Source organism: Nostoc sp. (assembly GCF_036917355.1).
In the GTDB taxonomy this organism is placed as follows: Bacteria; Cyanobacteriota; Cyanobacteriia; order Cyanobacteriales; family Nostocaceae; genus Nostoc.
On the sequence record NZ_JBALDP010000064.1, the window covers coordinates 46,017 to 59,893 of the forward strand.

Here is a 13,877-nt window from a genome sequence, read left to right on the forward strand (position 1 = left end):
ACCTAAAAAGACACGCGTGGGGCATTTCTGATTTCTGGAGTAGCTTCGGGGAGCAATTCTGCAACAGTAAAGTTAAAATTATTTGCCACAAGGTTGCTAGGAAAAGATTCCTTCTTGGTGTTGTAAAGTGTCACTGCGTCATTAAAAGCCTGACGGGCAAAAGCAATCCGGTTTTCAGTGGAAGATAATTCTTCCATTACCTGAGTCATGGCGCGATCGGCTTTCAATTCTGGATAAGATTCTGAAAGTACCATCAACCGACTTAACGCACCCGTCAGTGCCCCTTCAGCATTGCCCAACTGCTGCATTGCTTGGGGATCGCCGGGATTTTGAGCGGCACGACTGCTAGCATTAATTGCAGAATTTCGGGCGGCAATAACTGCTTCTAAGGTTTCTCGCTCATGTTTCATGTACCCTTTGGCTGTTTCTACCAAGTTGGGAATTAAATCATAGCGGCGCTGTAATTGAACATCGATTTGAGAATAAGCATTTTTGTAACGGTTGCGATACTTAACTAAATCGTTGTAGGCATTAATGATAATTACAGCAACAATGGCAACTAAAGCAACAGCAAATATTAAAAGCCCCATATTTTTAGATTATTTCCATTAGATACTTACTTTTTTGCAGATTTACCAATTACGGTAATCCTCATATCCAGCAGAATTTGTGTGGATATAAAGATGAGTCTACTTGTCGCAAGTTGGCTTCGTCGTCTGTAAAATTAGTTACGCAATTGCACTGAAGATAGATAGATTGTAAAATTTTTTAACACAACTACAGATACACAGAGAACATAGAGGGAAAGAAATACAGAGACAAGAGAAATAACTTACAATAATTCCCAACTATTTCTATCTCTTTTTTCTGTGTAGTCTACGCCTCTGCGGTTGATTAAAAATCGTAGCCAGATATGTCACCCATGAATATGCATAAATAGGGAATAACCACTGACAGCAAAAATAAAAAGGATGGCGGCAGGAAAAATTATTACATCCCTGACAATAAATAAAATCCAATCTTTTCTTAGTTCTTGTTTAAACTTGAGTTCTCGCAGTTTTCGCTCAAGTTCTAAGTCTTCTGGTGACTGCAAGTTGACAGGTGACAAACTTAGTGGATTATCGCCTTTGCTGGCAATTCTTTTTGATAAATCTGTTATATCTGTCATGCTGTTGAGATACTGATATTACTTAGTGTCTCATAAAAAAGAGCCAGAGAGTTCTAACTCTCTGGCTCAAAGCTGGAGACAAAAGAATCATCAAATAAAGGCTAACTTGGGTAAGAACCTAGATTCTTCCCAGGTTATGCAGCCCTAAAATAGTACCTACTCCCAAGATATGACCAAAGGCGGTAGTTGCTAAAAGGGCTGGTAAACCAAAACCACCAAAGAAATTGGCTGAGGGTAGTTTTGGTTCTGCATTGGGATACTTGATGCTAGATTTGCCAAAGGCAATGGCAACGATATTAGCAATAATCATAATCAGTCCAACTGTAGGACTCCATTGCAGAGGTGTGGTTGCAGCAGCGAGTAAGGTTGAAGTCAACACCTAGATTTGCTCCTGAAATTTATTAATGGTTGAAAACATAATCTGAAACTTTCCGAAGCAAATTCAAGAAATTACCCGATTTTGCATCAATATTTAACAGTTATTCTTACTACTTAATACAATATGAGTTCAACGCAGCAATCTGACTGTGGTAGCTAGTTTGAATTTAAACATCTGAAACTAGCAAGCTGGTAGTCTTTATTTATACTTAAACAACAGTGATTATGATGAAATTATTGCAATGCATCCATAGCAATTTATGCAGGAGTTACGAATAAAAAGATCCTGAATTTTTGAAGGATATAGCTGAACTAAGAAATTCAAGGAGCGGATTCACCTTTTGGTAGATTTAGACAGAATCATCAAAACTGTATATTTGGATGGGATAACATATAATTTGCCGCAAAACCTCATGCTAAATCAGTAATTTCAAGATCGACAGATGAAATTTTGATTGAATTCTAGTTAATTTGTTCCTTAAGTTCCTCAAAAGCCATGACATCCCCTGAGCCTCAAACTGATTTTGGAGAAAAAGCTCCACAAACGTCATTTGAGCCACCTTCTGGAAAACGGCGGTGGCTTTGGTTGAGTTTAGCCGGACTCCTATTGTTAGGGAGCGGAGCAACTCTATGGCGTTTACTGACTCCACAAAATTCAGCACCTTCAAATACTAACGCTCAACCTCAAGGGGTAAGAGTCAAAATATCAACAGTACAAAGCGGCATAATTGAGGAAAGTTCAGATTTTATTGCTAGTCTAAAATCTCTGCGCTCAGTCACGCTCCAACCGAGGATTCAGGGTCAAGTTACCCAGATACTTGTCAAATCTGGAGATCCTGTCGTCGAAGGAACTGCAATTCTCCAAGTAGATCCTACACGACCAGCAGGTATCAGTGGAAGCAATACTGTGCCTCAAGCATTTTTAATGCAACTGGCAAATGCCCGCGCCACACTCAAATCTTTAGAAACAGAACGACCATCCTACGTTGCGAATCTGCAATTGTACCAGCAGAACTACGATAAGTTTGTCAGCCTAGCTGAACAAGGAGCCGTGTCTCGACAGACTAGCAATCAGTTTGCTAATCGGCTGGCCAATGCTAAGACTAGTCTGGATGCAATTGATTCCAGGATTCAAGCACAACGAGCCACCATCTTACAGGCTGAAAAATCTTTGCAGCAATCTAATGTAAATACTCAAACACAACAGCCCCAGTCTGACAAAATTACCGCTCCTTTTAGTGGCACTGTTGGCAACATCCCTGTGAAAGTCGGTGATTTAGTTAATACTTCTACACCATTAGTTAATATCACGCAAAATCGACCTTTAGAAGTGAATATCTCTGTACCACTACAGCAAGGGCCCCAATTGCGTAAGGGTATGCCAGTAGAGGTGATGAACACACAAGGTCAAAAGCTTGGTAGAAGTAGGATATTTTTTATTGCACCCAATGCCAGCAATGAAACACAAACGATATTGATTAAAGCACTTTTTGACAACAAAAACGGTCAGCTACGTGCAGATCAATTGGTTAGGGCTAGAGTGTTCTGGAATCAGCGCCCTGGAGTTTTAATTCCCACAACAGCAATGACTCGTGTAGGCGGGGACACTTTTGTTTATGTAGTTGAAACAGAGACATCGCCCCAAGGTGTATCTCAACAAGTAGCTCGGCAAAGGCGAGTGAAGCTAGGCGAGATTAAAGGTAACAATTACCAAGTTATTGAAGGATTACAGCCAGAAGATAAAGTTATTATTTCAGGTTTGCTTAATCTTAGGGATGGTGTTGCGATCGTTCCAGAATTTTAATTAAGGGGAGTAGAGAGGAGGAGCAGGGGAAAAGTCTCAATCTTGTCTCCTACCAATCTTCACCCAAGAGTGTAAATTATAGCGATCGCTCTTTGTTGGAGAACTTGTAAAGTAGTCTCTAGGGTTCTATCTATGCAATACACTCTGAACTCACTTCCATTCTTTTCTTCTAAAAAGAAAGCATTCGTGAAATTTTAAGATATAACTCGTTTTGTCAATAGTGATTACGCTGTAAATTATCTATGCTATCGAGTATCTAATTAAGCTTTATACTAAATTTTATGGCAAGGATGAACGATGCTTTTAAATATGCGTAGGCGTAACTAGTCTTGTCTATGAAACGCTATGCAAAGGCATCACAGGCTGGAAATTTACGTTTGTAACCTCGATTTTGACTAAATTTAATCACCACTACTTATTGGTGACAGGTTAATGACCTTAACCTGTCACCAATGAGTAAAAGTAAGCAATTACTTGATTGCGTAACAGAGGCAAACAATTATGTCAGTGAAAATCATCCAATCTAAGTGCGGTTTAGTTTTAACTTGTTTACTTGGACAGATAATGCTGTTGGCTGCGCCAGTACAAGCTGGAGTGGAGGGCAAAAGCTACGATATCAATTTTAATTCGAGTCAGGGAGATAATTTTACTGCTTGTTTTGAATTTAATGCCGATGGTAGAAGCCTTCGCTTTGGTCGAATAGATGCTACTTATAGCCGTACAAATCTAGGTCGGGATCAGAGAAATTGGCAAGCAGTAACAAATCCAAATTCAGAAGAAAGTATTGCACTTAGCGGTCAAGTAAGAGGAGACGTTGTTCCAGCTCGGAGGATAAGTGGTAATGCTATCAATTCCAAAGGCACTACTTATACATTTAATGGAACACTCTTATCTGAGCTAACATGTCCGATTGAGATTGAATCCGAGATAGGTGTAGAAAATCCCTTCTTCAAATAATTTAATCTACGCAGGTATGATAAACTAGATGAGCTTTTGGTTAACGAAGACAGACAATTTATAAAAGATGATTGTAGACTATGGTCAAGACAATACCTGTGTCATCAGCACTTAAATTCTGTCAAATTCGGTAGGGCATAGTTTACTACCATTAGGCATTGTATTTAGCTCAATGAAGACTCAGAAATTCGATTTAGCTCAACATATTCAACAATATTCGCCAAGCCGTAGCAAATCTTAATCTGCTGTGAAAGTGCCGCCAAGAGGGCACGTATCCTCACCTTTTGCAAAGTATTTTCATTTCTCCCGCCTGAGAGTTACTTGAATTCGCTGGCGGGATTTTGGCTGGAATGAAGTCGGCAGTTTTAACAGCGATCGCTAAATTTAACCTTGGCACAGTACCTTTAACAATAGATAATCACTTTAGTTAACCAAAATTAAACTCGATTAATCTATGGCATCTTTGACAGGGAAGGTTGCAATTATCACTGGTGCATCGCGGGGAATTGGACGAGCGATCGCACTCAAGTTAGCTGGTAACGGCGCATCTATTGTCGTCAACTATGCGGGGAATGCAGGCAAAGCAAAAGAAGTTGTTGCAGAAATTGAAAAGTTGGGAGTAGAAGCGATCGCTATCCAAGCTGATATTAGCAAAGTACCCGACATCAAAAGGTTATTTGAACAAACACTTGAACGTTTTGGTAAAGTCGATATTTTGGTCAACAATGCCGGAATTGCCTTCTATAAACCAATTACTGAAGTTACGGAAGAAGATTTCGACGCGATTTTTGCCATTAATGTCAAAGGCACTTATTTTACTTGCCAACAAGCCACGCAACACATGGCAGAAGGAGGACGGATTATCAACTTTTCCTCATCAACTACGGCGATGATGCTGCCAACTTATAGTGCTTATGTAGGAACCAAGGGTGCTGTTGAACAAATCACGCGGGTACTAGCTAAAGAATTAGGTGCAAAAGCGATCGCAGTTAATGTTATTTCTCCTGGCCCCACCGATACAGAATTATTCCGAGAAGGCAAAACACAAGAACAGATAGATCGTTTAGCCCAAATGGCTGCTTTTGGCAAACTGGGAGATGTGCAAGAAATCGCCGATGTAGTAGCGTTTCTTGCTAGCGACGAAGCTAGGTGGATCACTGGCCAAAACATCCGTGTCAACGGTGGAATCGCGTGAGGAAAAGCTCTCCTCTAAATCAAAAATATAATTTGTCAGTTGCACAATTTTTCGGTTTTATAATTGTCCAAGTAGGAGAACACAGCCGTGCTAGCTTCTGATTAAAACGGATTGCTAAATATGGAATGACAAAGTTTGTATAAAGCATTTATAACTTATACAAATAACGGCTGATTATCCGGTTGTAGAGTCTGTGTTTTTGCACTAAATATCACTTATCAGGCATTAAAAAATTATGGATTTGTCCAACTTTACTACACTTCAAAACTTAGAAGCTGCCTTCGGTGGTGAATCGATGGCAAATCGTAAATATCTGTTTTTCGCTGAGGTGGCGCGTCAACTTGGGTTTACAGACTTGGCGAAACTTTTTAAAGAAACAGCAGATCAAGAAACTGAACACGCTTTTGCACATTTTAAGTTACTACATCCAGAACTTGTGGTAGAAGATGCAGCTGCCTTAACTGATGAACAAAAGCGGGAAATTGTATCTCGCTGTTTATCTTTGGCAATTGAAGGCGAGACTTACGAATATACCACAATGTATCCAGATTTTGCCGCAGATGCGCAACGCGATCGCGACAATCCGGCGGCTGAAGAATTTCTCAAACAAGTTCAAGAATCTACCGATCATGCCAACACATTTCGGGAAGCTGCACACCGTTTTGGCTTGTTAAAATTCATCGAAAATTACCACGCCGATCGCTACACTGAAGCCTTAGAAGTATTAAACGGTGGACAAACAGCAACTAGAGTTGCTGGTGAAGATCCTAAAACTCGGAAATGGATTTGTAGACAATGCAGCATGATTTACGATCCCGTTGCTGGCGATCCTGATTCGGGAATTGCACCTGGTACACCTTTTGAAGAAATTCCTGAAGACTGGGAATGTCCGATTTGCGGTGCTAGCAAAAAAACCTTTAAACCATTTGAGGAAAAAGTTGCAGCTTAAGACGACAATCAATTAGGCAATCTTTTTTAGCATATAAACGCGAAGTGTCTTAAAAGATACTTCGCGTTCTTGATTTTTTATACAGAGGTTTTGATCGTGCGTTCACCAGAAGATAACGGCTATGCCTTTTGTTTTGGTGAAATTAGTAGGTCTTTTATACCGATTTGGCTGACAACGGGCAGATGGAATTTGGAGTTATTGCACTTGTAGGTAATTCGTAATTTGTTCAGGAAGTGAGAGTCTTCTCAATGCGACGATCGGGGATTAGCCAGATGACTGCCACTAAAGCGTATAATGCACAGGCAAACCATGAGTTCACAAAGGCAAGTGGAATTGCCACAGCATAGACAACTACTGATAATTTTCCTTTGAAGTCATCACCAACTGCGATCGCTAGAGTCGAATCCTTGCCGTGGTGAGCAATCAGGGTGCAGGTAAGAATGAAGTAAGCGATCGCAGCCAACAACAACACCGTCCCATAAAGGGCAACTGGCATAGCGGCAAAGTGATTCTCGCCCATCCAGCCAGTGACGAAGGGGATTAGTGACAACCAAAACAGCAGATGCAAATTGGCCCAAAGGATACGCCCATTAACGTGTCGGACTGCTTGTAGTAGGTGATGGTGATTGTTCCAGTAGATGCCGATATAAATAAAACTCAACACATAGCTCAGGAATACCGGGATCAGGGGACGTAGCGCAGCTAAATCGAACCCATGCGGCACTTTGATTTCCAGCACCATGATAGTGATGATGATGGCAATCACCCCATCGCTGAATGCTTCTAATCTCCCTTTTCCCATGTACGCATTCCTTTTCTATTTACTTGAGAGTTAAGTTGTGACACTCTGTACTTTATCGTACCAAGTAGCCGCCGTTGATGAAGATTCTCTGCACTCGCAAAATCAAAATATTTAATTCTCACTTGCCAATTTCTGCCGTAATTCCCGAATAGCAGCGCTAGTATTACGCTTGTAGGCAATTTTTAAACATTCTGTAACTACTGCTGACACATTGATCTTAGGGAAATAACGGCTACTGGTTTCAACAGTGTAGAGATCGCCCTGCAATCTGTAAATTACCAGCTGGTTTTTCCTGAATAACCAAACTTCTGGTACTCGATAAGGTAGGTAGTCGTTGACATCGGTGTAGCTGGTGATGTCTATCTCCACCACTAAATCAGGTGATGGATCGACACCCCAATTGATGCGATCTTTACCTGCGATCGCTTCCCAGTTTTCAATATAAAAACAATAGTCTGGTTCTATACCACTTTTCTGTGGTAGTTCCATTGTGATTGGGGTAAATGCCTTGTATTCTCGTCCCAGATAATCGAGCAAAACTTTGACTACATCTGCAATTACACTTACTTTTCGCCCATGTTCTGGTAGGGGTGCCATCAAGATAATTTCTCCATCTCGATATTTGATACGAGGCGAAGAGCGATCGCCTAGTTGTTCATTGAGTGCTTGATAATCTTGCCAGCTTCCAGGTAGGCGTACTACCGCACCTGGGGCAAATGGATTGTATCGGGTGTGACAACAGCAAACATAGAACTGAACCTCCACCTCAACTGTAATGCTTCAGATAAACTGTAGCTATACTTCGAGAATAATAACTGTTAAGCGCTGCAACAAAGTTTTAGTTTTATGGGAATCACAGGTGAGATTAAGCAGATTTCGGCATCGACACTTGAATTATTGAAAGAAGATCCACTTCTTGTTGAGGTATTTCGTGATGCTCAATGGTTGCCAGAATCCGCTCTTTGGCAACGAGAAACTTATGGGTTAGGATATGAAACAATCAGAAAGAAAGCGAGGGCGCGGTTTGATAAATTGCCTACAAGTCAGGGTTTAAGTAGGTTTATTCCTGGAAATCGCCGACAGTGGAAAAATAATTATGATTGGCAAGCACTAGAACAACAGTTTCTCGCAGAATGGGAAAATCCCGAACTAGATTTACACAAATATTGGTTGGAACTGACATTTCTATTAGCTGGTTATGTTCCAGGTTATTATGCGACATCTCAAAGAAAAATTCCAGAATTGAAAGTAGATCAAGGATATAAAAAAGATTTTCTACCATTTTCAGTGATAGAAAATTCTGGGTGGGATGGTATGCCTTTGGTTAATGCCTTTGGTGCTGGTAAAGAAATCGGTGATGAAAATACAACGAGTTATGGCCCTATGAGGTATCTATTGCCAGGTGATGAAGTTGGAGAAATTCTTGATGGGTTATTAGAACTTTCACGAGAGGGTTTCCAGAATCGTTTCATCCAAGAGTCACAGAAATCAGAACCAGTACCCTGGATTGATTGGTCTGAAGAAGAAATGTTGGATTGGATGACAGATTACTACAATGAGATTGTTGATTACTACCAGAGTGCTGTCAGGCAGCACAAAGCTCTCTTACTTTACCTCACTTAATTTCTGTAATATTTTAAATATCAATTGCTGCGGCTGAAAAATACAGCAGCTATAACAATTAAACCTAAAAGTGCTAAAGGAACCCAGAGATTAGGGAGATCGGACAAACTCATAAAAGACTTCCAAATAAGTAAAGTGTATGAGGCGAAAGCTATAACGCATCGCAATAGACAGTCACTACTTGATAAATCAACTTTTAGGTAATCCTTTTTTTAATTTCCTCAGCTAAATTTTCTAATAGCACTTCTACTTGCTCGCCTGTTTTCAAATCTTTAAGCGAGGATTTTTGCGCTGCTGCTTCTTCAGAACCAATAATTACACAGAATTGAATTCCTTGTTTGTCTGCTAATTGAAATTGTTTACCCAAAGGACGCTTATCAAAGTTAGTTATGACATTAATTCCCGCCTGACGCAGATGTTGAGAAACTTTTAAATAAGTAGGCATTAAATCTTCTTGCATATTCACTACCATCACTTGGGCTGGTGTAGCAGCTAAGGTATTTAGAATACCAGCTTTTAACAAGCGACTAATTAAGCGAGTTAAGCCGATAGAAATACCGACACCAGGCATTTTTTCACCCAAAAATACCCCGACTAATTCTTCATATCTTCCACCAGAACAAATACTACCTAAAGCTTCATGTCCTAATAGAGTTGTTTCGTAAACTGTGCCAGTATAGTAATCAAGACCACGGGCAATAGATAAATCAATACAGAAACGGTTTTCGGCAACACTGAGATTACGCACTCCAGCAATTACCGTTTCTAATTCGGTAACTCCTAAACTCAATTGCTCGGTTTCTGGCAGATTTTGGGCGAGGTGCTTGAGCTTATCTAAGACTTCATCAACGGAGCCATCAATTTTAATAAACTCAATAATTTTTTGTGATTGTTCGGCTGCAATCCCTTCTTTCTCTAAATCTTGTTTTACTTTACTTTCACCAATTTTTTCTAGAGTATCAACAATACCAATACAAGATTTTATTTGATTTTCGGCAATACCCAATGATTTAAAGAAACCAGTAAGAACTTTCCGGTTATTGATGCGAATCAGAAAATCACCAATATTAATTGCTTCAAATATCTCAGTGATAATTGCGGGCATTTGAGCATCATAAAGCAAGCTGAGTTCGCGACGAGCAACTACATCAATATCACACTGGCGAAACTGACGAAAACGCCCATCTTTCGCGCGTTCTCCACGAAAAACTACATCTGTTTGATAACGGGCAAAGGGAAAGGTTAATTCATTTAGGTGACGGGCAATGTACGCCGCTAAAGGAACTGTTTGATCGAACTTCAAAGCTCTTGCTTCCGAACCAGTTTCACCCGATTTATCTTTCTCGACTTGTCGATTTGGTGGCAATATAGGATTAATTCCATAAATGATATTATCGCCTTGATTACCTTTAGCTTGCAGTACTTCTAAACGTTCTACAGCAGGTGTTTCGATGGGCGCAAATCCGTAGCTTTCAAAAACTTTACGGATGATATCTAACAAATATAATTCTAGACGCTTTTCGCTAGGCAGAAACTCTGGAAACCCGCTAGGGGTAGAAAAGTTTATTTTGTCACCTTTGGCCATGTATGTACCTTACTAAGTTTAAATTTGAGATGAGAGTTATATCATGTCTGCTTGATTACTGAAACCCCTGATGAGTTTCACTCCTATGTTTATTTTATCCGTTCTTCTTGCACCAATGTACGTTGATAGAGTCGATCGTTCTTAAACCAATGCCAGGTGCGGAAACGATAGTTATTGCAAGAGCTGAGGAAAATCACTTCATACAAATAAGTACCCGGAGCCTTCTTGAAAACAAATCGGAACATAATAGTTACATCGTCTACTTCCCAGGCATTACCCTCAAGACGTTCGGTGTCAAACCACACTTTTTTATCTCGATATAAACCAGGAAAATGGTGTTCCTCTTGTTTACCATTAGGCCATTTGTAGCGATTTATTTGGTGATAGGAATAGGGGGGATTTTCGATAAATTTGCAGCTTAAATGAGAAGTATATTTATCTAAAATTTTTCCTTCTGTATCAACTAGTGTATAAGAACCCGACCACTCTCCTTCTTGACGGGCCATGAGGGGCATTTCTGTTTTCATGGTAGCCATGTTCAACTCCTATTTCTATAAGCTTTATTAGAGACTATTATTTTTCATTTGTATTTATTTTTCCTGTTATCAATTCTCTATTATCCCTTCACTATTCTTGATTATCAAACCACCAGGGGTTACTCGTTGAGTTGGTTTTAATCAAAATAGCTTTTTTTCGCATAAACCGTTTCAACGCCGCTGCACCCATACGTGACTGTCCCAAACCGGAGAATTTGAAGGCGTTTTTCTCTCCTTCATGCATGATGGCGGTGAGTCCAGCATCGTTGATACTAATAGCACCTGCATCTATCTGGTAAGCAACTTCTAAAGCTTCTGTTTCTGAGGCAAATACAGCAGCACTTAATCCATAGATTGAATCATTGGCTAAAGAGACTGCTTCACCTACTGTGGAAAAAGGCATCACTGGCATAATCGGGCCAAAAGTCTCTTCGGTCATGACTTTCATGGAATGATTAACTTGGGTAAGCACTGTTGGACGACACCACCAACCCCCACCTAAATCCTCGATGACACCGCCGCAGTGAATTACTGCTCCTTTTTCCACTGCATCTAGGAGATGATCGCTAATAATGGCTGCTTGTCTTTCGGCAACGATCGGGCCAATTTCTCCACTTTCGACTGTGGGATAGGCTAGCTCAAGGCGATGTGCTTTGGCTACTAGTTGATGGTAAAACTTTTCAAATATGGAGTCTGCAACGTAAATTCGCTCAATTGAAAGGCATGACTGTCCGGTGTTGACGACGGAAGCCCACAATATTGCTGAGGTTGCTAATTCTAAGTTGGCTGATTCTAAAACGATCGCAGGATCTTTTCCTCCTAATTCCAAAAAAGCTGGAATAAACTGTTTTGCAGCTACCTGTGCAACTTTTCTCCCTGTGGCTACACTGCCTGTAAAGCATACCAAATCTACATTTTCAATTAAAACAGATCCGGTTGCGCCTGCCCCTTCCACAAAAGTTAATACCTCGTGCAGTTTGGGAACAGTATTGAGTGCTGTAATCAGTGGTGCTACGAAGCGGGGAGTGATTTCACTGGGTTTGACAATGACAGCACAACCTGCCAACAATGCCGGAATGGTATCAACAGTAGACAGTGACAGCGGAAAATTCCACGGGCTAATTACCCCAATTAAGGGATAAGGAACGGATGTTTGTTGCAAGGCAATAAAGGGAATGACTGTATTTTTTGCCGATTCTTGCAGCAATTCCGGTGCTAACCGACACCAGCGATCGATGCTGGAGAGTAAAGAGTCTATTTCTAATACCGAGGCTGACAATCTTCCTGTATCATTTACCAAAGCTTCCGTGAGGCGATCGCGTCCAGATATTATCGCATCCTTCCACTGCTGTAAAGCTTCAATTCTTCCCTCTAAGCCCAATTTCTGCCAGCGAACTTGTGCCCGGCGCGTCCGCTTACATTGCTGTACCACCAACCTTGGAGGCGGCGGGATAATTACGTAGTCAAATTTGCCAGTTCGGGGATTGCGGACTTCTATTGGTTTTGTCATTTGTCATTTGTCATTTGTCATTTGTTATTTGTTATTTGTTATTACTTCCTAATCCCCAATTTCCATTCCCAAATTCAAATCATCCCCAGGTTGGTGAAGCACTCAATGGTGGTTTGCTGTGTTTGCAGGAAGTGTTTGCGGTCTACTCCTCTTTCCAGCATAGTATTAGCGGGGTAAAAGTGTGATTGGTAGTAACTTTCGGAGCATAGTTGAAACCACTGCTAGGTAAGTAAAATTTTCAACTACGGTTGGAGGCGATCGCTTGTTTGATTGGCTGTAATTCTAAATTAGTGGACAAATGACAAATGACTAATGACCAATGACTAATTTAGAGAATACGATCGCCACCCCAGAGCGATCGCACAAGTCTATCTGTCAATTCCGATCCAAACATCTGTGCGGCAAATTTATTACCTGGATCGCGTTCAGCACTGATACGGCGGAGCGCTAAATCACGAGCAGCTAAAGCTTCTCGTGCATCTTCTGGCACAGGTTCAGCGCCATCTACCCAAGTTAACCAGCGATCGAGTGTTTCGTGTGCAAGTGTACGAGTTAGTTCCAGGGTTTCAAAAGTAGGTGCGCCTGTGTAACAAAGACTAACGGGCGATTGAAATAAGCGAATATACGCACTTTTGCTAGTAAATACCTTGAGTCGCGAATCTTGCTGTAACTTTAAGAATGTTTCATTAACTGGCTCATAGTAGCGATCTAGAGATGCCAAATCGGTTAAAAGCTCAGTCCGAGGAATGTAATCTATATAAAAGAAAATATTTGGAAGTGTGCCAAACTCGAAGGCCAAATGAGGAACCTGAATATGGGACTTCAACCAAGTGGTGAGACGCATAGTACCAAAATTTGATTTTTCCGGGTTTCCCAACCACGAATGCACTAGCCAGTCAATTTCTTCCCCAGAAAAAGCGGTTAGCGAACCCTTCATATTGCCATCAAGACTGCTATATTGCTGTAAATTTTCTACAGAAGGGTCTGGATGTAACTGAAAACGAGCCTCTAATTTTTGGCGGAGTTCCTTTGTAATCTCCCACAACTGCTCAAATACAGCTTTATTATCTAAATCAGTTGGTTGTTGAGTCATGGTTTGAGTTTGCAGTTTTTCTATAAACTTCATATTTAGTTTGACACTTTCCGGTATCTAATTCGTTACTTGTATCGAGCAACGCATTCATCGAATTCAAGACTGTAAGAAATAGTCCATCAACCAAAGTGCGATCGAGCTATTGCAGCAACATCTTTTTTCAGAGCAAAGTTGGAGCAATTTATCTCAGTCGATGATTCTTCATTTAGATGCTTTTGCTCTTAGCACAAGCTTCAGTGATAATACTGAAATTTTATGTAAAATTATTCTTTATATA

14 protein-coding genes are annotated in these 13,877 nt (G+C 40.6%); 5 read left to right on the top strand and 9 right to left on the bottom strand.

What is annotated here, in order from left to right; all coding sequences use genetic code 11:
- Window positions 1-2: 2 nt before the first annotated feature.
- The 3 genes from V7K53_RS20060 to psaK form a co-directional block, all read right to left on the bottom strand.
- Entirely contained in the window at window positions 3-590 is a 588-nt protein-coding gene (locus tag V7K53_RS20060) for a LemA family protein (RefSeq protein WP_335199237.1), read from the bottom strand.
- Between the two features lie 326 nt (window positions 591-916).
- Window positions 917-1,168 carry a hypothetical protein gene (locus tag V7K53_RS20065; RefSeq protein WP_335199238.1) on the bottom strand — a complete coding sequence of 84 codons (252 nt, stop codon included), beginning with the start codon at window positions 1,166-1,168 and terminating at the stop codon, window positions 917-919.
- Window positions 1,169-1,286: 118 nt separating this feature from the next.
- A complete protein-coding gene (gene psaK, locus V7K53_RS20070) occupies window positions 1,287-1,547 on the bottom strand; it encodes a photosystem I reaction center subunit PsaK (RefSeq protein ID WP_335199239.1) in 261 nt (86 codons plus the stop codon).
- 495 nt (window positions 1,548-2,042) lie between these two features.
- Here psaK and V7K53_RS20075 point away from each other — a divergent pair, with 495 nt between their 5' ends.
- From V7K53_RS20075 to V7K53_RS20090, 4 genes are all read left to right on the top strand, one after another.
- Entirely contained in the window at window positions 2,043-3,350 is a 1,308-nt protein-coding gene (locus tag V7K53_RS20075; protein ID WP_335199241.1) for an efflux RND transporter periplasmic adaptor subunit, read from the top strand.
- Between the two features lie 501 nt (window positions 3,351-3,851).
- On the top strand, window positions 3,852-4,307 hold the full coding sequence (locus tag V7K53_RS20080; RefSeq protein WP_335199242.1) for a hypothetical protein: 456 nt from the start codon (window positions 3,852-3,854) through the stop codon (window positions 4,305-4,307).
- A 454-nt stretch (window positions 4,308-4,761) separates the two neighbouring features.
- A complete protein-coding gene (locus V7K53_RS20085; protein ID WP_335199243.1) occupies window positions 4,762-5,502 on the top strand; it encodes an SDR family oxidoreductase in 741 nt (246 codons plus the stop codon).
- Window positions 5,503-5,737: 235 nt separating this feature from the next.
- Window positions 5,738-6,451, top strand: coding sequence for a rubrerythrin family protein (locus V7K53_RS20090; protein ID WP_335199244.1), 714 nt, complete (start codon window positions 5,738-5,740; stop codon window positions 6,449-6,451).
- A 226-nt stretch (window positions 6,452-6,677) separates the two neighbouring features.
- Here V7K53_RS20090 and V7K53_RS20095 read toward each other — a convergent pair whose 3' ends face one another.
- Both V7K53_RS20095 and V7K53_RS20100 read right to left on the bottom strand, forming a co-directional pair.
- Window positions 6,678-7,253 carry a TMEM175 family protein gene (locus V7K53_RS20095; protein WP_335199245.1) on the bottom strand — a complete coding sequence of 192 codons (576 nt, stop codon included), beginning with the start codon at window positions 7,251-7,253 and terminating at the stop codon, window positions 6,678-6,680.
- A 111-nt stretch (window positions 7,254-7,364) separates the two neighbouring features.
- Window positions 7,365-8,018: a Uma2 family endonuclease gene (locus tag V7K53_RS20100; protein WP_335199246.1), complete on the bottom strand. Its 654-nt coding sequence runs from the start codon at window positions 8,016-8,018 to the stop codon at window positions 7,365-7,367.
- Between the two features lie 81 nt (window positions 8,019-8,099).
- On the opposite strand from V7K53_RS20100, the gene V7K53_RS20105 reads away from it, so the two are divergent.
- Entirely contained in the window at window positions 8,100-8,876 is a 777-nt protein-coding gene (locus V7K53_RS20105) for a DUF1877 family protein (RefSeq protein WP_335199247.1), read from the top strand.
- 196 nt (window positions 8,877-9,072) lie between these two features.
- Here the strand turns inward: V7K53_RS20105 and hisS are convergent, their stop codons facing one another.
- From hisS to V7K53_RS20125, 4 genes are all read right to left on the bottom strand, one after another.
- Window positions 9,073-10,461, bottom strand: a complete 1,389-nt coding sequence (hisS, locus tag V7K53_RS20110; RefSeq protein WP_335199248.1) for a histidine--tRNA ligase — start codon at window positions 10,459-10,461, stop codon at window positions 9,073-9,075.
- Between the two features lie 89 nt (window positions 10,462-10,550).
- On the bottom strand, window positions 10,551-10,997 hold the full coding sequence (locus V7K53_RS20115) for a DUF3598 family protein (protein WP_335199249.1): 447 nt from the start codon (window positions 10,995-10,997) through the stop codon (window positions 10,551-10,553).
- A 91-nt stretch (window positions 10,998-11,088) separates the two neighbouring features.
- Window positions 11,089-12,507: an aldehyde dehydrogenase family protein gene (locus V7K53_RS20120; RefSeq protein WP_335199250.1), complete on the bottom strand. Its 1,419-nt coding sequence runs from the start codon at window positions 12,505-12,507 to the stop codon at window positions 11,089-11,091.
- Between the two features lie 328 nt (window positions 12,508-12,835).
- Window positions 12,836-13,600 carry a red chlorophyll catabolite reductase gene (locus V7K53_RS20125; RefSeq protein WP_335199496.1) on the bottom strand — a complete coding sequence of 255 codons (765 nt, stop codon included), beginning with the start codon at window positions 13,598-13,600 and terminating at the stop codon, window positions 12,836-12,838.
- Window positions 13,601-13,877: the final 277 nt, after the last annotated feature.

What these genes read in the sequence shown, in the direction of transcription:
- V7K53_RS20120 (WP_335199250.1), bottom strand. Translation starts at nt 12,507, where the DNA reads ATGACAAAACCAATAGAAGTCCGCAATCCCCGAACTGGCAAATTTGAC.
- V7K53_RS20105 (WP_335199247.1), top strand. Translation starts at nt 8,100, where the DNA reads ATGGGAATCACAGGTGAGATTAAGCAGATTTCGGCATCGACACTTGAA.
- V7K53_RS20065 (WP_335199238.1), bottom strand. Translation starts at nt 1,168, where the DNA reads ATGACAGATATAACAGATTTATCAAAAAGAATTGCCAGCAAAGGCGAT.
- V7K53_RS20085 (WP_335199243.1), top strand. Translation starts at nt 4,762, where the DNA reads ATGGCATCTTTGACAGGGAAGGTTGCAATTATCACTGGTGCATCGCGG.
- V7K53_RS20075 (WP_335199241.1), top strand. Translation starts at nt 2,043, where the DNA reads ATGACATCCCCTGAGCCTCAAACTGATTTTGGAGAAAAAGCTCCACAA.
- hisS (WP_335199248.1), bottom strand. Translation starts at nt 10,461, where the DNA reads ATGGCCAAAGGTGACAAAATAAACTTTTCTACCCCTAGCGGGTTTCCA.
- V7K53_RS20060 (WP_335199237.1), bottom strand. Translation starts at nt 590, where the DNA reads ATGGGGCTTTTAATATTTGCTGTTGCTTTAGTTGCCATTGTTGCTGTA.
- V7K53_RS20090 (WP_335199244.1), top strand. Translation starts at nt 5,738, where the DNA reads ATGGATTTGTCCAACTTTACTACACTTCAAAACTTAGAAGCTGCCTTC.
- V7K53_RS20115 (WP_335199249.1), bottom strand. Translation starts at nt 10,997, where the DNA reads ATGGCTACCATGAAAACAGAAATGCCCCTCATGGCCCGTCAAGAAGGA.
- V7K53_RS20095 (WP_335199245.1), bottom strand. Translation starts at nt 7,253, where the DNA reads ATGGGAAAAGGGAGATTAGAAGCATTCAGCGATGGGGTGATTGCCATC.
- V7K53_RS20080 (WP_335199242.1), top strand. Translation starts at nt 3,852, where the DNA reads ATGTCAGTGAAAATCATCCAATCTAAGTGCGGTTTAGTTTTAACTTGT.
- V7K53_RS20125 (WP_335199496.1), bottom strand. Translation starts at nt 13,600, where the DNA reads ATGACTCAACAACCAACTGATTTAGATAATAAAGCTGTATTTGAGCAG.